The organism is Enterobacteriaceae bacterium Kacie_13 (assembly GCA_013457415.1).
Lineage (GTDB): Bacteria > Pseudomonadota > Gammaproteobacteria > Enterobacterales > Enterobacteriaceae > Rahnella.
In genome coordinates this window covers 3,508,551-3,526,864 of sequence record CP045665.1, presented here as the reverse complement: position 1 = coordinate 3,526,864, position 18,314 = coordinate 3,508,551, and the positions used below count along the sequence as shown (strand labels likewise).

The following is an 18,314-nucleotide window of genomic DNA, read 5'->3' as shown; positions in this document are numbered from 1 at the left end:
GCCACAACAGAAAAGCCGGTTTCTTTTTCTCGCCATTTTTATCGAAATGAAAATAGATAATCAGGAAATAAAAAACTCAGCCGTTTTTTCTGTTGTGATAAGGCCGCGCTCAGGCCGCGTAATGTAGGAGTGTACGATGGACGCTTACGCCACAATATGACGGCCGGGAAAGCACCGGCAAATTCCCTTCATACTTCGAGCTGCAGATTCGTTGACTGCACTCAGTCACCCGAATTTGAGTAAGCTCACCGGGATCCCTTCCCTTGCCGCCTTCCTGCAACTCGAATTGTTTTGGGAATTGGCTTACGCATAGAAAACAAACTCAAAAAAAAGCCAAAAAAAAGCCCGCACGCGGCGGGCAAATAACAGGGTTCTACAGGGGTATTACACAGGGACATCACACAACATTTGATGGACTTACGATACCAAATGCTGTGTATGGTTTTGTCATCGCCCGGTAAGGTTACTCCAGCAGATGTAAGGCTTATTTGTCTGCGTAATGACCAATGAGCTGATCGATTTTGGCGTCAGCCATCGCAATTCCCTTCTTAATCAACGACTCCGAACCGATGCTTGCCAGCAAAATAACGACGGCAACCACCAGTAATCCCTTGTACGTCATGTTTCTTCTCTCAGTGAGTGTGAGGCCGAGTGCTGGTTTTCAGGCAGGCATTATGCGGCGATACCTTGTGTATCGCCACGGGTTCAGAATACAGATATCGTTATACAGCGAGATGGCCGACGGTGAAGTACGTCACCAGACCGACGATGATCAGCAGCGCTATGGCCGCAGCGGTATAAAGTATGATGCGCTTTGGGCTGTAAAATGCCATAGATATGTCCTTATCGAAAAGGGCGGAGCGGCGTCAGACGTTACAAAAGCTCCATCATTAGCGCCATCGCGTAGCCAATTGCTACGGAACCTCCGGCCATGATTAACCAAAATGCAGTTGCTTTCATTTCACACTCCTTGTGTCGGGACGGCGTGTCCCATCGATCGGTTTCAAAGTGTAATTATACCAAACATATAAACTACATGGATAATTATGTGCTCTTATTTTAAGCACTTCATCTGAAAAAGACCCGCCGGAAACTGTGAAGCGCCTCGCTAATCCGTTCAAAAAGAGTCACACCCTTTAATTATCGGTTGTGCTTATGCACATCACCCAATGTATTGATAATCTGAATTAATTGTTGTCGTGAGTCTTTGCGAATGATCAAACATTGGGCGAGTGCACAATGGCAATTCACCGTGTTCGCTTCTTTAGTAGTGTTGCAGTTGTTCATTATTTCAACGCTAAGGGAACACCATGAACGGTCATGAAAACAAAGCGGTAAGAAGTGCAAACCGCAAATTCTTTGCCCGCACCATTCCGATGCTTATCCTGATGTTGATTATTAATCAAATCGATCGCACCAACGTCGGTTTTATCAAACACAGTCTGGAAACGGATGTTGGTATCAGCACCGCCGCATTCGGTTTTGGCGCCGGTCTGTTTTTCGTCGGTTACGCGTTGTTCGAAATCCCCAGCAATATGCTGATGGATAAGTACGGCGCCCGCGTCTGGCTGACCCGCATTATGATCACCTGGGGCGCGGTGGTCTTTGCAATGGGCTTCGTCACTACGCCGATGCAGTTTTACGTGCTGCGGTTTTTACTCGGCGTTGCCGAAGCGGGATTCTTTCCGGGGATCTTGTTCTATTTCCGTAAATGGGTGCCTAACGTCTATCGCGGGCGTGCCACGGCGCTGATCCTCACCGGTTCGGCGGCGGCCTATCTGTTATCTGGCCCGGTCACTGGCGGATTGCTGGAATTGCATGATTTTATGGGATTGCCGGGCTGGCAGTGGGTCCTGTTTATCGAAGGCGCACTGTCAGTATTCGTTGGGATCGTCGCCGCCTTTTTTCTGGTTTCTAAGCCAGAGGAAGCCAAATGGCTGACCGTCGAAGAAAAGCAGGCCCTGAGTACCGCGCTGATGGAAGAGGCGAGTTCGCGTGATGTTCATACGCAGGGACAGTCACGCTGGAAACTTATCACCGACGGTAAAATGGCCTATCTGTGCTTTCTGTTCTTTGTCATGTGCATGACCGGCTACACGCTGGTGTTCTGGCAGCCGGAAATCATCGGGCGCATTCCGGGGTTGTCGCCTTTACAGATCGGCCTGCTGAATTCGGTACCCTGGATTTGCGCGATTATCGCCATCAATATCCTTGGCCGCGTCAGCGACCGGTTCCGCGGTAACAGGGAAACCATTCTGGCGCTGGCGCTGATTGTCGCCGCCATCGGCACCTGTTTGTGTACGCTCGGTGGCCCGTGGTTTGGTCTTTTCGCACTGTGTGTGGTGTGCATCGGTACGAAATCCAGCGCAGTGCTGTTCTGGCCTATCCCGCAAAGTCAGCTGCCGTCTTCTATCGTCGCGCCGGGCATTGCGCTGATCAACTCCCTCGGCAATCTCGGCGGTTTCTTCGCGCCAGCGGTATTTGGCTATCTGCAACAGACTACCGGCAGCACGACTGCCGGACTGTATATCCTTAGCGGCGTGTCCGTCTTTGCTGCCATCACGCTGTTTTTCACTAAAACTAACCGCACGCCAACCCAACCTGAATATCACGCCCCGCAGGGACTGGAGCCAAAACGCCATGTCTGATACACCTAAAATTGTCGAAATGCAGGTCATCCCGGTCGCCGGTTACGACAGCATGTTGCTCAACATCGCCGGTGCGCATAATTGTTATTTCACACGCATTCTGCTCGTGCTTAAAGACAGCGAAGGGCACACCGGCGTTGGCGAGTCGCCCGCGACCGGCGTCGTGCTGAAGATCCTTAATGAGGCGATCCCGCATATTGTCGGTCAGGAGATCGGCAAAATGAATCAGCTGGTCAGCGATCTGCATAAACGCGATCTGGAAGAAAACCGCACGCCGCAGCCAGTGCTGCCGGGCTTTCGTCCGTGGGATCTTGAGCGGCACCACAACGCGGTTGCCGTGCTTGAAACGGCGCTGCTGGATCTGATGGGGCAACATCTCAACCAGCCGGTCGCGCAGCTGCTCGGACCGGGCAAACAGCGCGATGAAGTGCCGGTGCTGGGTTATCTGTTTTATATCGCCGACCGGCAGAAAACCGATCTCGCCTACCAGGAAGGGAAAGCGCAGCAGGGGCAGCATCCGTGGTATCACCTGCGACATCAGGAAGCGATGACGCACGAGAAAGTCGTTCAGCTGGCTGAAGCCGCGCAGGATAAATACGGTTTTAAGGATTTCAAACTCAAGGGCGGCGTGCTGGCAGGTGAGGTGGAGATCGATACCGTGCGGGCCCTGAAACAACGTTTTCCACAGGCGCGGATCACTGTCGATCCGAATGCGTCATGGTCGCTGGATCAGGCGATTTCGTTGTGTAAAAACATGCACGGGATTTTGTCTTACGTCGAAGACCCCTGTGGCGCGGAACAGGGATTTTCCGGCAGGGAAACGCTGGCGGAGTTTAAGCGCGCCACCGGATTACCGGTCGCAACCAATATGATCGCCAATGACTGGCGGCAGATGAGCCATGCGTTACAGCTTAACGCTATTGATATTCCGCTGGCAGATCCACATTACTGGTCGATGCGCGGTGCGAATACCATCGGGACGTTATGTAATGCGTGGGGGCTGACGCTCGGCTGCCATTCCAACAATCACTTTGATGTGTCGCTGGCCATGCTGGCACATCTTGGTGCCGCCGCGCCCGGTGACATCACGCCGTTTGACACGCACTGGATCTGGCAGGAAGGGCAGCATCTGACCAAAAATCCGCTGCAAATCAAGGACGGTAAGCTGGCGCTTAACGAACTGCCGGGGCTGGGTGTAGAGCTGGATATGGACGCGGTCGGTATTGCCCATCAGCGCTACAACAATTTGACGCAAAAAGACCGCAATGATGCGATCGCGATGCAGTATCTGATACAGGGATGGAAATTTGACGGTAAGCGCGCGACGCTGGTGCGCTGACTACAGGTAATCGCTACCGGAGGTCAGCGTGCTGTGCGCGCTGGCATCGAGGGTGGTAGACGGCATAGTGCTGCTTTCGCTGGCTTTGCGGCTCAGCTCGGAGGCGACTTCCTGTGCGCTGGAAGGGTAGGCGACGGCGAAACTGTTAAAAGCGGTAAGGTTGAGCATCAGGCTGAAAAGAGCGAGGGTGGTGCGTTTCATGGTCGGGTGTCCGGTGTATTCACATCTGGTCATAAGTGTTGCGCGAACCAGTCACTGAACGAATATGCTTTACTCATAAGAAACGGGAGCTAATTACGCTCCCGTTCATCATTTGTGATGTGCTCAAGTGCTGGTTTACACGTGCTGGAGCGTATTATGACCTGCTTCTGATTTATTCGGTAAGCGAATCGTGGCAGAAAGAACTAATGACACCATCAATAATACGGTGATGATGCTGAAGGTCACCGCGAAACCACCGAACAGCGAAGCCACCAGAGAAGCGAAGATGCTGCCGATACCGAAACCGAGATACAGCAGACCGTAGTTTTTGGTCATGTTGTTCAGGCCGAAGAAATCGCTGACCAGTGACGGATAGACAGTGATAGTCCCGCCGAAGCTGAAGGCGACACAGGCCACCGAGATGAAGAACATGGTTTCATTCATATGGGTGAACAACATCATGCTCATCCCGGCCAGAGAGACAATCTGCGCGATAGAAATCACACGGATACGCTGCATTTTGTCAGACAGTACGCCGAGCACCAGACGACCACTCAGGTTAGCAATTGCGATGACGGTCACGGCGTTGGCTGCGGTCAGTGCGTCGAGTTTCACCAGACTTTGTCCGATATCCTTCGCCACACCAATCACGTACAAGCCGCTCATGCAGGCAGTCAGGAACATCAGCGCCAGCATCCAGTATTGTGGTGCGCGAACCGCTTCGGCCAGCGTGAATTCGCGGCTGTCTTTGCTGTTATCGTTCAGAGAGTTCTCTTCGCGAGTCACATCGGCTGTTTCCTGTTTCGGCGCATCTTTCATCATCAGCGCACCGGTAATTACCATCACCATCGCCACGCCGCCCCAGATCATGAAGGTATTTTGCAAACCTTCCGTCGCCAGCAGATGACCGCAAACGAATTTGAACAGCAGGCTGCCCAGACCGTACGCACCAATAGCGCAGGCGGAGATCATTCCTTTACGCTCAGGGAACCATTTTACACAGTTGGAGAGCGTCAGCAGATAACCTGCACCGTCCGCCAGACCAACCAGCACACCGGCGCTGATATACAGCATGATCACATTGTCGGAATGTGCAGTCAGGAAGAACCCGGCAGCCATCAGTACACCGGCGGCGATGGTGACGTTGCGTACGCCGAAACGTTCCTGCAGTTTTCCGGCGACTGAAGAAGAGATAGCCAGACACAGACTCAGGATCCCGAAGGTGAGTGCGACGCGGCTGACCGGCTCGCCCAGTTTTTCAGAAAGCTGACCGTTGAACAGACTCCAGGTGTACACGGATCCCAGCGCGAGCTGAGTCAGAATAGTACCTGCCAGAGTCAGCCAGCGGGTACGGTTGTAGTTCGGCATGCCAGATTTGTCACTCATAGTGGGTTCTCCCGAGCGAAGTAGATTCAATTAACTGTGGCTATGATAGTCCCCGCGAATATGCGCGGTTCATTTAGGGCGTGAGATGCATGAGTTGCGGAATGAAATGCATTGATGGGGGTATGAGTCGCCATTTTTGGGCTAAAAACGTCTTGAAATTCGACTTAAAACGCCTCTGCAGCCCTTGCGGGACGCGGGTTTTAGTTGATCTGGATCACTGATCGGTTATTTAGTTTTTTGGGGCAGGGGCGTTTGGGAGAAAAGGGGCGAAAATTTGCCCCTGTTATTCGGAACAATTTGAGGGGGATCACACCCCTTGCGCATTCAGCGCCGTGTTGATTGCGGCGGCCACACCGGTCGGATTTTCCCACATCATCGAATGGCCAGCCTGGGGGACAACGGCGGTGTGAATGCCGTGCTGCGGCAGAACCGCGACGTCGGGCTCCGGCAGGGAAAACTCGCCGAATAATACGGTGGCGGGCATTTCAAGCTGATAAAGCTGCTCACGCCACGATGTTGCCTGGCCATTCACCAGCCCGACGGCCTGACGGTGGATTGCCAACGGTGAGGCCACCGCCATCGAACCTGCCCATATTTGATCATTACCCCGTAACGCGATTTCAATCAGACGCGCATGTCCCTCCGTCAGATACTCTTCTTCCTTATATTTTGCGACGGCACGGCTGAACGTGCCGCCACCGGCATCCAGATTCGGCTCGGCGACGATCAGTCGCTGGATGAGATCCGGACGCTGAGACGCGACCATAATCGCAATGCTGCCGCCCATGCTGTGGCCGATGAGATTTACCTGTGGCACGCCGAGATTTTCCAGCCAGGCGATTATGCAGTCAGCGTGAGCCTGCAGGCTGTAGCTGAAATCCTGTGGCTTGTCGCTGAAACCAGAACCGGCTAAATCGAGCAGGAAGGAACGTCGCGGGCGCAGTGATGCATCGGTCGCCACACGGGGAAAATCGCAGGATGATGCACAACCCAGACCGTGTATAAATACAAGCGGAATACCAAGCCCTGATAAATCGTGGAAACGCAGATGGAAGTCCGCTCCGGGTACTTTGAAAGATTTCATCTCAATCCTTTGTTTTTATAAGAGAGTAATGTGCGGATTATAAGCAGGTTTTTTCTTTAGTACTGTATAAAAAACGAGTTATCGGAGAGGTGTTTTCCAACCCATTATTTATGAGAAGTAATTTGGCTTAAGACATTCTGCATATGAATATTTCTTTCGCAGGCTCTTCCTGGCTGCCGGGCAAGTGATAGCATGGCGTTCTTACTCACTTTATGGATGTATCTGATGGTCAGGTTAGGTGGTTGGGTAGCGGTGATGTTGGCGCTGGCGTCATTTTCAGCATCGGCTGTTACGCAGTATCAATGTGTTTTAACCCATCATACGCAATCCGATGATGGCAGCGATGTATCTGAAATCGTGAATAAAAACGCAGCGGTTTATGATGCGGGTAATACGTTCAGCTTTTCACCGGATGGTAGCAAACTGATCACCAGTCCTGAACTGACCGACATTATTGGCAAAGATAATCAGCCGATGAAAGCGGGTGCACAGGATAACCTGATGTATATCCACACGAAAGACAGCTTTGTGGTCGCTACCCAGACGGAAGGCTATGTCTACGGGGATTGCAAACTCAACACCGCCAAATAACTGGCACGCACTTTTAGTCGCAGGTGCGTTGGTTGGATCCGCCACGCACTGCGCTATATCTGCAATAAGCCTGCAATAAATAGAAACACTCCTGCTACTTCATTAGCACACTTCTTATAGTCGCCTGTTGCAGGGCGGGCTATCCTTTCGCACTTTTCCAGACTCCACTCTTTTTCATTTCGCCCGCTTTAAGAAGCAGACAATAAAGGTAGTTGCCCGCTTATGGCCTTACTTAACGACGAAATCCGCGACCATACCGCCGAGTCCGTCCTTTTCGTCCGCCGCGCCGTGATTGCATTTATGGTCGTGTTTCTGTTGTCCGCCGTTCTGGTGCTTAATCTGTATCATTTACAGGTGGGAATGCATGATTTTTATCAGACCCGCTCAAATCAGAACGACATCAAAATGCTGCCGATTGCCCCCAGCCGCGGTCTTATCATGGATCGCAACGGCGTGGTGCTGGCGCAAAATATTACGCTATATCAGTTGCAAATGATCCCCGGCAAAGTCCCAAATTTACAGGCAACGCTTAATGCGCTTAAGCCGATTGTTGACCTGACTCAGGACGATCTCGACAGCTTCCATGACGCGATGATCCACGGGCGTCGCTTTGCGCAGATTCCGCTCAAGCTGGCGCTGACCGATGTGGAGGTCGCACGCTTCTCGGTAAATCAGTTTAATTTCCCCGGCGTGTCGATAAGTACCTATCAGCAACGGCGTTATCCTTACGGCGCGGAGCTGGCGCACGTGGTGGGTTACGTATCTAAGATTAACGATAAAGATGAAAAGCGACTCGATGCCGAGGGGATTTCCGAGAACTACGCGGCAGATCATGATATCGGTAAGCAGGGCGTTGAAAAGTACTACGAAAGTATTTTGCATGGTCGCACCGGTTATCAGGAAGTAGAGGTCGATAATCACGGCCACGTGGTGCGTCTGCTGAAAGAAGTCCCGCCGCAGGCGGGGCAGAATATTTATCTGACGCTGGATCTCGGTTTGCAGCAGTACATCGAGAAGGTGCTGAAAGGCCAGCGTGCGGCGGTGGTAGTGATGGATCCGCGCGACGGTGGCATTAAGGCAATGGTATCGAGCCCGAGTTATGACCCGAATCCGTTTGTGAACGGCATCTCCAGTAAAGAGTACAGCGCGCTGCTGAAGAATCCGGATCTGCCGCTGATCAACCGCGTGACACAAGGGTTGTATCCGCCAGCTTCTACGGTAAAACCGTTTATGGCGACATCGGCGTTGTTCGAAGGGGTCATCACACCACAAACCACTTTCTTCGGCGCGCCGACCTGGACGCTGCCGGGCACGCAGCGACATTACCGCGACTGGCTGAAAACCGGCCACGGTATGCTCAATGTTACCAAAGCCATCGAAGAATCTGCCGATACCTTCTTCTATCAGGTGGCGTTTGAAATGGGCATCGACCGTATTCACACCTGGCTGAGCAAATTCGGCTACGGCAAATCTACCGGCATCGATCTGGACGAGCAGTACAACGGTGTCCTGCCAAGCCGTGAATGGAAAATGAAGGTACATAAGAAAGGCTGGTATCAGGGCGATACGGTATCGGTCGGTATCGGGCAGGGTTATTGGGTGGCGACGCCGATTCAGATGGTGCGGGCGCTGAGTGCGCTGGTGAATAACGGTAAGCTCGAAACGCCGCATCTGCTGTATTCGTCAAAAAGCGGCAAAACGACCACGCCGTATAAAATGCCGCCGACACAGCAAATTGCCGATCCGACATCACCTGTCTGGGGCATCGTCAAAAATGGTATGTTCGGCATGGCGAATTTGCCTAACGGCACCGGCTACAAGTTGTTCCACACTGCGCCTTATCAGATAGCAGCGAAATCAGGGACATCTCAGGTATTCAGCCTGCGTGAGAATCAAATCTATAACGCGAAAATGACGCCAGTTCGCCTGCGTGACCATATCTTCTATACCGCGTTCGCGCCGTATAAACATCCTTCGGTGGTGATGGCGTTGATCCTGGAAAACGGCGGAGGCGATGGCGTTGTCGCCGGGCCGACGGCGCGTGCGATCCTCGATCATATTTTTATTCCGCAACAGGCCACTCAGTGCGATCCGGCCAAAGCGGATAATCCGATCGATTGCGAACAGCCCGTGCCGACGCCAAACTCACTGGGCTTCAGCGAACATTGATCATTTTTATGTCGACTTTTTCACCGGGATTTAGGGGTTAAGTGCACTTTACGGACTTCTCTGAATTCATGGTTCGAGCGCTGATGTGGCGGGGTTCTCCCCGCTTTTCAGCGTGAAGATATTGCTTAAGTAATAAAATTCTTAGTTCAAACTGACTTGTTCAGCATCTACCATCCTCCTCGTGGTTGTATTATTTGCTATTGTTTTGATGAAGCTTTTAAATAAACAACACATGCTAAACAGGATGATGTCTTTATTTTCAGAACATCCGCAATACGTATTTTTGTACTTATTTTGAACCCGGGAAATCTGCTTCGCGTTTGTGTCATCTGTTTTTGTGATGAAAAGCGGAGCATGAAAAATGAGGTCTGTGAATGAAAACGCCAGAAATCCCTACTGACGAGGCGAAGCGCATCCACGCGTTGCGTGCCTACAATCTGCTCGATACCCCGCCGGAAGAACGTTTTGATCGCCTGACCCGTCTCGCTCGAAGATTGTTTGACGTGCCTATCGCGCTGGTGTCGCTGGTAGACGTCAACCGTCAGTGGTTTAAATCCTGCCAGGGGCTGGCGGTTACCGAAACATCGCGAGATGTTTCTTTCTGCGCTCACGCGATTCTGGAAAACGATGTCATGCTGGTGCCCAACACCCTTTGCGACGAACGTTTTTACGATAATCCGTTGGTCACCGGCGATCCTGGTATTCGTTTTTACGCCGGATGCCCGCTGGTTGTTCCCAACGGCAGTTCACTGGGCACTTTGTGCCTGATCGACGTGAAACCACGTGAGATGGGCGATGATGAACGCCAGTTGCTGCGCGACTTAGCCAAAATGGCCGAGCAGGAAATTGGTGCGCTGCAAATGGCGACGATGGATGAACTGACGCTGGTGGCGAATCGTCGTGGATTCGAAGCGCAGGCGCAGCAGACGCTGAATGCGTGCCAGCGTCTGGGCTTGCCGGCCACTATGCTCTTTTTCGATATGAATGATTTTAAAGTGATTAATGATAAATTCGGGCACGCCGAAGGCGACCGGGCGCTGACCGTGTTCGCCGGTATCCTCAGCGGATTGCTGCGCGAAACTGACGTGGTCGGGCGTCTTGGCGGCGATGAGTTTGTTGCGCTGTTGACCAACGTCAGCCATCTTGAAGCGTCGGAAATCATGCAGCGGCTGCACGAAGCGGTGGTCGCGTGGAATTTGCAGGAACAGCGCGGCTACAACATTAAATTTAGCGTTGGGCAAATAGAGTATGACGCGGCGAAACATGCCTCCGTCCACAGCCTGCTGGAAGACTCCGATCAGGCGATGTACAGTCAGAAGCAGCTCATTAAACGCGCGGTGATTAGCCACTGATTTGTTATTGTCATAATATGACGACAAGTGCCTGAATGAGTGTCTCTATTTGGAGACATTTATCGCATTGATTTTAAATGAATTTAATGAAATATGTTCGGGGTGTTGGTTTTTGGCGACACTCTGGGGGTTATTTCAGCGGTTTATCGAGGTTGCAGGCGGAACAATAAAATCACATTTAAATAAAAAATGATAAATTTCAGTGCTATATGTTTTTTATTTAAATGTTGGCATGTATCATGCTAGTATCATGTCAGTTGCTCATTCACCTGATTATGATTGGCTCACGCGAAAGCGTTGATATGCTCATAATGCCCGAATGACGCCTAAGAAACGGTGCCTATCGTTCACCAGACCGATAATCGTTGCGCAAGCACGTTATCAAGCATCGAACGACACGTTGAGTGAGGCACCACCTCTTCCGGTTTGCAGAACATCGGAGTCGATGTTCTGCAATACCACCCCCTCTGTTATCTCCTGTATCTTCTGTTTTTAGCCTTCTCAAAACCTTAAAGACGATTCGCTGCCACACTGGCTGTTCAAACCGTTGTCAGCTAGCATGACTTCATCTGTTGAAAATGAGATGAATGCGTTGAAAAGAGGACGTTTATTCCCCGGTTCCTTACGCCAGCTGGTATTGATGGCTTTCCTGTTAGTCCTGCTGCCTTTACTGGTGCTGGCTTATCAGGCCTATGACAGTCTGGACCAGCTCAGTCGTCAGGCGGCGCGGATCAACCGCACTACGCTAAGCGATGCCCGTCGAAGCGAAGCCATGTCCAGCATCGCGCTGGAAATGGAGCGCAGTTACCGTCAGTACTGTGTCCTCGACGATCCGACGCTTTCCCGCCTTTACCAGAATCAACGCAAACAATATTCGCAATTACTGGATGCCCACTCTTCCGTTTTGCCGGATTTACGTTATTACCAGACGCTGCGCACGTTGCTGACCCAATTGACTTCTCCTGTTTGCCGCAATAACTCGCCGGACGACGATTCCTCAGCGCGGCTGGAAAACTTCTCGCGCACGAACGCTGAAATGGTACAGGCCACCCGTGAAGTGGTGTTTTCACGCGGTTTACAGTTACAGCGAGAAATTGCCGAGCGCGGCCAGTTTTTTGGCTGGCAGGCGCTGGTGCTGTTCCTGCTCAGTGGTGCGCTGGTAGTGCTGTTTACCCGCATGATTATCGGTCCGGTGAAAGGCGTTGAACGCATGATCAACCGGCTGGGCGAGGGGCGAAATCTTGGGGATGTCTCGCGTTTTAAAGGCCCGCGGGAAATTCGCTCGTTGGTACAGCGCATCGTCTGGTTGAGCGAACGACTGGCTTGGCTGGAATCGCAACGTCATGAATTCCTGCGCCACATCTCTCATGAGCTGAAAACACCGCTTGCCAGTATGCGCGAAGGCACCGAACTGCTTGCCGACGAAGTGGCCGGGCCATTGACGCCGGATCAGAAAGAAGTGGTGGCTATCTTAAATAACAGCAGTCGCCATCTTCAGACGCTTATCGAACAATTGCTCGATTACAACCGTAAGCTCGCGGATGCGCCAACGCTCAGCGTGAATGTCGATCTTAAAGCGCTGGTCACCGACGTGGTGGCGGCCAACAGTCTGCCTGCGCGGGCTAAGAAGATCCGCAGTGAAGTGATTATTGATGCGCCACAGTGTCTGGCAGAACCGACGCTGCTGCGCCGGGTGCTGGATAATCTCTACTCCAATGCGGTGCACTACGGAGCCGAATCCGGTACTATTTGGGTGCGCAGCCGGTATGGTGAAGGGCGGGTGATTATCGAGGTGGCGAACTCCGGAGCCCCGATCCCCGACGCCGAGCGCGCGATGATTTTTGAACCTTTTTATCAGGGTAGCCAGCAGAGAAAAGGGGCTGTAAAAGGCAGCGGTCTCGGGTTAAGCATTGCTCAGGACTGTATTCGCCGCATGCATGGAGAGCTGCAACTGGTTGCCGTTGAGGATGCGGACGTTTGTTTCCGTATCGAATTGCCCCTGACGGCTGAGAAGAATAAATAATGACGATATTTGCTGGCGGGTGCGGCCAATGAGCGCATTCACCTTACTGATTAAATCCATTCGCCGATTTTTGTCGATCGCTACCGCGCTGGTACTGGCGGGATGCGTGCAGCACACTGCTGATAATCGCTATTATCAGCAAGTTTCCAGTCATGTTGTTCCTGAAAGCAAAGTGACTGATTTTCGTATTGCGCCCTGTGAGACCCTCTGGGCGCTGGACGATGACGATGCGCTGACCAACTCCCTCTACTGGTTGCGTGCAATGGATTGTGCCGATCGCATGAGCGATGCGCAGGCGCGTTTTCAGGCGCAGCAGATTTCCGCCGCCAGTTGGGATCAGATCTTCAAACAGAGCATCCTGCTATCCAGTACTGAGCCTGATCTTGCGCAGCGCCGTGCCTTGTTGAACAAAGTCAGCCAGAATCGCGGACAGATGCCGGGAGCAATCCGCCCGCTGGTGCAGCTGTGGCGCGAGCGTCAGAATTTGCAGGTGGTACTGGGGGACGAAAAAGCGCGGAATCTCCGCCAGCAGTCAGTAAATGAAGAAAAACTTCAGGTCATGACTTCACAACAGCAGACGCTGGAAAACAGTCTGGCTGATACGCGTCGTAAGCTTGAGAACCTGACCGATATCGAACGTCAGCTCTCCTCGCGCAAACAAATTCAGGGCGACTTACCCGATAACGATCCCGCTACGCTGGCGAAACCGGCTTCTGAATCCTCCGTGAAACCGGCTGAGACTTACACGCCCCCTAAGGATCCGAACGCAAAATGACGCTACGAAAAGCTGCCAGTTTATTGCTGGTCGATGACGATCCCAGCCTGTTAAAGCTGCTGGGCATGCGACTGACCAGTGAAGGTTTCCGTGTCACTACTGCCGAAAGCGGTGCCGAGGCGTTGCGCGTGCTGCACCGTGAACGTATCGATCTGGTGCTGAGTGATTTGCGCATGGATGAAATGGACGGCATGGCGCTGTTCGCGGAGATCCAAAAATTCCAACCGGGTATGCCGGTGATCATTCTTACCGCCCACGGCTCGATCCCGGACGCGGTCGCCGCCACGCAGCAGGGCGTATTCAGTTTCCTCACCAAACCCGTCGATCGCGATGCACTCTATAAAGCCATCGATGAAGCGTTAGCGCAGTCCAGCCCATCGGCCGATGAAAGCTGGCGTGAAGCGATCGTCACCCGCAGCCCGATTATGTTACGCCTGCTGGAACAGGCCAACATGGTCGCGCAGTCTGACGTCAGCGTGCTGATCAACGGCCAGAGCGGCACCGGTAAAGAAGTGCTGGCGCAGGCGATCCACGGTGCCAGCCCGCGCGGCAAGAAAGCGTTTATCGCCATCAACTGTGGTGCACTGCCGGAACAACTGTTGGAATCCGAACTGTTCGGCCATGCTAAAGGTGCATTTACCGGCGCGGTTAGCAGCCGGGAGGGGCTTTTTCAGGCGGCAACCGGCGGAACGTTATTTCTCGATGAAATCGGCGACATGCCGCTGTCATTGCAGGTTAAACTGCTGCGCGTCTTGCAGGAGCGCAAGGTGCGCCCGCTCGGTAGCAATCATGATATTGATGTCGATGTGCGGATTATTTCCGCCACTCACCGTGATTTGCCGAAAGCGATGGAGAAAGGGGAATTTCGCGAAGACCTGTTCTATCGTCTGAATGTCGTCAGTCTGAAATTGCCGACGTTAAGTGAAAGGGCGGAAGATATCCCGCTGCTCGCCAATCATTTGCTGCGGATCTCGGCGCAGCGGCACAAGCCGTTTGTGCGCAGTTTTTCTACCGATGCGCTGAGACGTCTGATGGCGGCCAGCTGGCCGGGGAACGTGCGTCAGCTGGTGAACGTGATTGAGCAATGTGTCGCACTTACCTCTGCGCCGGTGATCAGCGAAGCGCTCGTTCAACAGGCGCTTGAAGGTGAAAACACCGCGCTGCCGACATTTGCCGATGCGCGTAATCAGTTCGAGCTGAATTATTTGCGTAAGCTTTTACAGATAACCAAAGGCAACGTCACGCAGGCGGCGCGTATTGCCGGGCGTAACCGTACCGAGTTCTATAAATTGCTGTCGCGCCACGAACTGGAAGCGACCGATTTTAAAGAGTAAAGACTGTAAAGAATATCAGCGCCATCGGGTACATTCCCGCCCCTGAACTATGATACCTTTAGCCCCTTCGTGTGCCATGCGCCCGCGAAGCCAGATTGTGAACCATGCTGCCGCTCAGGAAGGCGGAGAGCAAACGAATGATTATAAGGGTCCGCCATGAAAAAGATTGATGCGATTATCAAGCCATTCAAACTCGACGACGTCCGTGAAGCACTGGCAGAAGTCGGGATTACCGGGATGACCGTTACCGAAGTGAAAGGGTTTGGCCGTCAGAAAGGTCACACTGAGCTGTACCGTGGTGCTGAATACATGGTCGATTTCCTGCCAAAAGTAAAAATCGAAATTGTTGTGGCTGACGACATCGTGGATACCTGTGTGGAAACTATCATGACGACCGCTCAGACCGGTAAAATCGGCGACGGTAAAATCTTCGTGTTCGACGTAGCGCGCGTGGTACGTATCCGTACCGGCGAACAGGATGAAGAAGCGATCTGATCCGCTGTGCGGTGCAGAACGAAAAAAGGCTGACATCGCGTCAGCCTTTTTGCTTTAAAGCCTTTCAAAGTCAGATCACTTTATGCGGGCCGAAGCACTCATAGTGAATTCTGTCTTCGCTTATGTTCATCGCCAGCAACTGTTTCGCAGCAAACTGCATAAAGCCGACTGGGCCGCACAAGTAAAAATTCATCGACGGCTCGCTCAGTTGCGCGCTGACTTTGCTTAAATCCATCAGCCCCTGATACTGGAAATCTTCGCCCGCAAGATCACTTTCGTGTGGCTGGTTATACCAGACATAGCTTTCCAGCAGCGGCAGTCGCGCCTGGGCATTTTTCACTTCACCGGCAAAGGCGTGAACGGCGCCGTTTTCGGCAGCATGTAGCCACTGCACCGGGGCGGTGTGGCCACGCAGCGCCAGCGTATTGAGCATTCCCAGCATCGGTGTCTGGCCGACACCGGCGGAAATCAGCGCGACCGGCGTGGTTTCGCTGACGTCCAAAAAGAAATCACCGTGCGGCGCGGCGAGGTGAATGGTGTCACCAGGCTGTGCGTGGTTATGCAGAAAGTTCGACACCGCGCCCTGATCTTCACGTTTCACCGCGATGCGATAGGTTTTGCTGTTGGGTGCCTGCGTCAGGGAATACTGACGAATTTCCTGATTCTCCAGCGAGGCGTCGCGGATATACACCGCCAGATATTGTCCCGGCTGGAAGTCCGCTACCGGCTGGCCATCGACCGGTTCGAGCAGGAAAGAGGTGATCAGGCTGCTTTGCGCTAGTTTCTCGGCGATACGGAATTCACGGGTGCCGCTCCAGCCCCCGGTTTTCTCCGCGCTGTCCTGATAGATTTCGGCTTCACGGTTGATGAACACGTTCGCCAGCACGCCGTAGGCTTTGCCCCACGCATCCAGAACTTCCTGACCCGGACTGAACATTTCATCGAGCGTCGCCAGCAGGTGTGTGCCGACAATGTTGTACTGTTCCGGGCGGATTGTGAAACTGGTGTGCTTTTGCGCAATACGTTCAACCGCAGGCAGCAACGCCGCGAGATTTTCGATGTTGGCGGCATAAGCACAGATGGCGTCAAACAGCGCCTGACGCTGATCGCCGTTGCGCTGATTGCTCATGTTGAAGATATCTTTCAACTCGGGATTGTGGGCAAACATGCGGTCATAGAAGTGCGCGGTGAGCTTCGGGCCAGTCGCGGCGAGCAAAGGAATGGTGGATTTAACGGTTGCGATAGTTTGACTGTCAAGCATGGTGAACTCCGTGTCTTTTTAATTGAATGCAATAACATGTATTTTAAATGCATCTTATGTAAACCCACAATTTTTGTAAACACCCCTAAAGGGGTAGGGCTATTATCAGGTGAGGGATGGCTCACAAAGCTGAAATTTGTACATGTTCAGGTGAATAAAACTCCCTTGATTATGGACAGAGGTTCGCAGATCAAAGCCTTGCTGTATCTGGAGCCAATCGTTTGCTTAAAAACCTTAAACTGACCCTATCCGAAGGTCGCTTAAACATTTACACTGTGGCGCAGAACCCGCAAGGGGCGTTTATTTTTAGTTTGTTGAGTCAGGAGATGCGGATGTTAAAGCGTGAAATGAACATTGCCGATTATGATGCTGAGCTGTGGGCAGCAATGGAAAAAGAAGTTGTTCGTCAGGAAGAACATATCGAGCTGATTGCGTCAGAAAACTATACCAGCCCGCGCGTTATGCAGGCTCAGGGCTCGCAGCTGACCAACAAATATGCCGAAGGCTACCCTGGCAAACGTTATTACGGTGGCTGTGAGTACGTCGACATCGTTGAACAACTGGCTATCGACCGTGCAAAAGAATTGTTCGGTGCTGATTTCGCTAACGTTCAGCCACACTCCGGCTCACAGGCGAACTTCGCGGTTTACACTGCGCTGTTGCAACCGGGCGACACCATTCTGGGGATGAACCTTGGTCACGGCGGTCACCTGACGCACGGCTCACCGGCTAACCTGTCCGGTAAACTGTACAACGTGGTGCCTTACGGTATCGACGAAAGTGGCGATATTGACTACGAAGATGTGAAACGTCAGGCCGAAGCACACAAACCAAAAATGATCATCGGCGGCTTCTCCGCGTTCTCCGGTATCGTTGACTGGGCCAAACTACGTGAAATCGCTGACAGCATTGGCGCCTACTTATTCGTCGACATGGCACACGTTGCTGGCCTTATCGCCGCAGGCGTTTACCCTAATCCGCTTCCGCACGCGCACATCGTCACCACAACCACACACAAAACGCTGGCTGGCCCACGCGGTGGTTTGATACTCGCGAAAGGCGGCAGCGAAGAGTTCTACAAAAAACTGAACTCCGCTGTCTTCCCTGGTGGTCAGGGCGGCCCGCTGATGCACGTGATTGCCGGTAAAGCGGTAGCACTGAAAGAAGCGATGGAACCCGAGTTCAAAGTGTACCAACAACAGGTGGCGAAAAACGCACAGGCGATGGTCGCTGTGGTTCTGGAACGTGGTTATAAAGTGGTTTCCGGCGGTACGCACAATCACTTGTTCCTGATGGATCTGGTTGACAAAAACCTGACGGGTAAAGAAGCTGATGCCGCTCTGGGGCGCGCCAACATCACCGTGAACAAAAACAGCGTGCCAAACGATCCGAAAAGCCCGTTTGTGACCTCTGGCGTACGTATCGGTACCCCGGCTGTGACACGTCGCGGTTTCAAAGAAGCTGAAGTCCGTGAACTGGCTGGCTGGATCTGTGACGTGCTGGACAACGTGAACGATGAAGCTACTATCGAACGCGTGAAAAACAAAGTTCTCGACATCTGTGCACGCTTCCCGGTTTACGCATAATATTGCGGTAACCGTCAGGTGCTAAAACCCGCTCCGGCGGGTTTTTTTATACGTATGAATCAGAATTTGT

The 18,314-nt window shown here is 52.6% G+C and carries 14 protein-coding genes; 10 read left to right on the top strand and 4 right to left on the bottom strand.

Features of this window, described 5'->3' with window-relative positions; genetic code table 11:
• Positions 1 to 1,310 precede the first annotated feature (1,310 nt).
• Positions 1,311 to 2,648, top strand: coding sequence for an MFS transporter (locus tag GE278_16060; protein ID QLK62196.1), 1,338 nt, complete (start codon positions 1,311 to 1,313; stop codon positions 2,646 to 2,648).
• Positions 2,641 to 3,987 (top strand): glucarate dehydratase, encoded by a 1,347-nt coding sequence (gudD, locus tag GE278_16055; protein QLK62195.1) that lies wholly within the window; start codon positions 2,641 to 2,643, stop codon positions 3,985 to 3,987. Before GE278_16060 ends, gudD begins: the two co-directional genes overlap by 8 nt.
• Here gudD and GE278_16050 read toward each other — a convergent pair whose 3' ends face one another.
• The 3 genes from GE278_16050 to GE278_16040 all read right to left on the bottom strand — a co-directional run bounded on the left by GE278_16050 (position 3,988) and on the right by GE278_16040 (position 6,658).
• Positions 3,988 to 4,188 carry a hypothetical protein gene (locus GE278_16050; GenBank protein QLK63317.1) on the bottom strand — a complete coding sequence of 67 codons (201 nt, stop codon included), beginning with the start codon at positions 4,186 to 4,188 and terminating at the stop codon, positions 3,988 to 3,990.
• A 135-nt stretch (positions 4,189 to 4,323) separates the two neighbouring features.
• The gene (locus tag GE278_16045) at positions 4,324 to 5,574 is read right to left on the bottom strand and encodes an oxalate/formate antiport family MFS transporter (GenBank protein QLK62194.1); all 1,251 of its coding nucleotides are present in this window, start codon (positions 5,572 to 5,574) and stop codon (positions 4,324 to 4,326) included.
• Between the two features lie 307 nt (positions 5,575 to 5,881).
• Entirely contained in the window at positions 5,882 to 6,658 is a 777-nt protein-coding gene (locus tag GE278_16040) for an alpha/beta fold hydrolase (protein QLK62193.1), read from the bottom strand.
• Between the two features lie 225 nt (positions 6,659 to 6,883).
• Between GE278_16040 and GE278_16035 the strand changes: the two genes are divergently transcribed.
• The 7 genes from GE278_16035 to glnB all read left to right on the top strand — a co-directional run bounded on the left by GE278_16035 (position 6,884) and on the right by glnB (position 15,397).
• Positions 6,884 to 7,249 (top strand): hypothetical protein, encoded by a 366-nt coding sequence (locus GE278_16035; protein ID QLK63316.1) that lies wholly within the window; start codon positions 6,884 to 6,886, stop codon positions 7,247 to 7,249.
• A gap of 222 nt (positions 7,250 to 7,471) precedes the next feature.
• Complete coding sequence (gene mrdA, locus GE278_16030; GenBank protein QLK62192.1) at positions 7,472 to 9,418, top strand: penicillin-binding protein 2; 1,947 nt, start codon at positions 7,472 to 7,474, stop codon at positions 9,416 to 9,418.
• A 374-nt stretch (positions 9,419 to 9,792) separates the two neighbouring features.
• On the top strand, positions 9,793 to 10,770 hold the full coding sequence (locus tag GE278_16025; GenBank protein QLK62191.1) for a diguanylate cyclase: 978 nt from the start codon (positions 9,793 to 9,795) through the stop codon (positions 10,768 to 10,770).
• 583 nt (positions 10,771 to 11,353) lie between these two features.
• Positions 11,354 to 12,793: a HAMP domain-containing protein gene (locus GE278_16020; GenBank protein QLK62190.1), complete on the top strand. Its 1,440-nt coding sequence runs from the start codon at positions 11,354 to 11,356 to the stop codon at positions 12,791 to 12,793.
• A gap of 28 nt (positions 12,794 to 12,821) precedes the next feature.
• Positions 12,822 to 13,568, top strand: a complete 747-nt coding sequence (gene qseG / locus GE278_16015) for a two-component system QseEF-associated lipoprotein QseG (protein ID QLK62189.1) — start codon at positions 12,822 to 12,824, stop codon at positions 13,566 to 13,568.
• Positions 13,565 to 14,902 (top strand): two-component system response regulator GlrR, encoded by a 1,338-nt coding sequence (gene glrR, locus GE278_16010; protein QLK62188.1) that lies wholly within the window; start codon positions 13,565 to 13,567, stop codon positions 14,900 to 14,902. Before qseG ends, glrR begins: the two co-directional genes overlap by 4 nt.
• 156 nt (positions 14,903 to 15,058) lie before the next feature.
• Positions 15,059 to 15,397, top strand: a complete 339-nt coding sequence (gene glnB / locus GE278_16005) for a nitrogen regulatory protein P-II (GenBank protein ID QLK62187.1) — start codon at positions 15,059 to 15,061, stop codon at positions 15,395 to 15,397.
• Positions 15,398 to 15,467: 70 nt separating this feature from the next.
• On the opposite strand, the gene hmpA is transcribed toward glnB, so the two are convergent.
• The gene (hmpA, locus tag GE278_16000) at positions 15,468 to 16,658 is read right to left on the bottom strand and encodes an NO-inducible flavohemoprotein (protein QLK62186.1); all 1,191 of its coding nucleotides are present in this window, start codon (positions 16,656 to 16,658) and stop codon (positions 15,468 to 15,470) included.
• Positions 16,659 to 16,990: 332 nt separating this feature from the next.
• On the opposite strand from hmpA, the gene GE278_15995 reads away from it, so the two are divergent.
• Positions 16,991 to 18,244 (top strand): aminotransferase class I/II-fold pyridoxal phosphate-dependent enzyme, encoded by a 1,254-nt coding sequence (locus tag GE278_15995; GenBank protein QLK62185.1) that lies wholly within the window; start codon positions 16,991 to 16,993, stop codon positions 18,242 to 18,244.
• The last annotated feature ends 70 nt before the right edge of the window (positions 18,245 to 18,314 follow it).

Bases quoted from the DNA above. Each gene is read 5' to 3' on its own strand.
- GE278_16060 (QLK62196.1), top strand. From the start codon at position 1,311: ATGAACGGTCATGAAAACAAAGCGGTAAGAAGTGCAAACCGCAAATTC.
- gudD (QLK62195.1), top strand. From the start codon at position 2,641: ATGTCTGATACACCTAAAATTGTCGAAATGCAGGTCATCCCGGTCGCC.
- GE278_16050 (QLK63317.1), bottom strand. From the start codon at position 4,188: ATGAAACGCACCACCCTCGCTCTTTTCAGCCTGATGCTCAACCTTACC.
- GE278_16045 (QLK62194.1), bottom strand. From the start codon at position 5,574: ATGAGTGACAAATCTGGCATGCCGAACTACAACCGTACCCGCTGGCTG.
- GE278_16040 (QLK62193.1), bottom strand. From the start codon at position 6,658: ATGAAATCTTTCAAAGTACCCGGAGCGGACTTCCATCTGCGTTTCCAC.
- GE278_16035 (QLK63316.1), top strand. From the start codon at position 6,884: ATGGTCAGGTTAGGTGGTTGGGTAGCGGTGATGTTGGCGCTGGCGTCA.
- mrdA (QLK62192.1), top strand. From the start codon at position 7,472: ATGGCCTTACTTAACGACGAAATCCGCGACCATACCGCCGAGTCCGTC.
- GE278_16025 (QLK62191.1), top strand. From the start codon at position 9,793: ATGAAAACGCCAGAAATCCCTACTGACGAGGCGAAGCGCATCCACGCG.
- GE278_16020 (QLK62190.1), top strand. From the start codon at position 11,354: ATGAATGCGTTGAAAAGAGGACGTTTATTCCCCGGTTCCTTACGCCAG.
- qseG (QLK62189.1), top strand. From the start codon at position 12,822: ATGAGCGCATTCACCTTACTGATTAAATCCATTCGCCGATTTTTGTCG.
- glrR (QLK62188.1), top strand. From the start codon at position 13,565: ATGACGCTACGAAAAGCTGCCAGTTTATTGCTGGTCGATGACGATCCC.
- glnB (QLK62187.1), top strand. From the start codon at position 15,059: ATGAAAAAGATTGATGCGATTATCAAGCCATTCAAACTCGACGACGTC.
- hmpA (QLK62186.1), bottom strand. From the start codon at position 16,658: ATGCTTGACAGTCAAACTATCGCAACCGTTAAATCCACCATTCCTTTG.
- GE278_15995 (QLK62185.1), top strand. From the start codon at position 16,991: ATGTTAAAGCGTGAAATGAACATTGCCGATTATGATGCTGAGCTGTGG.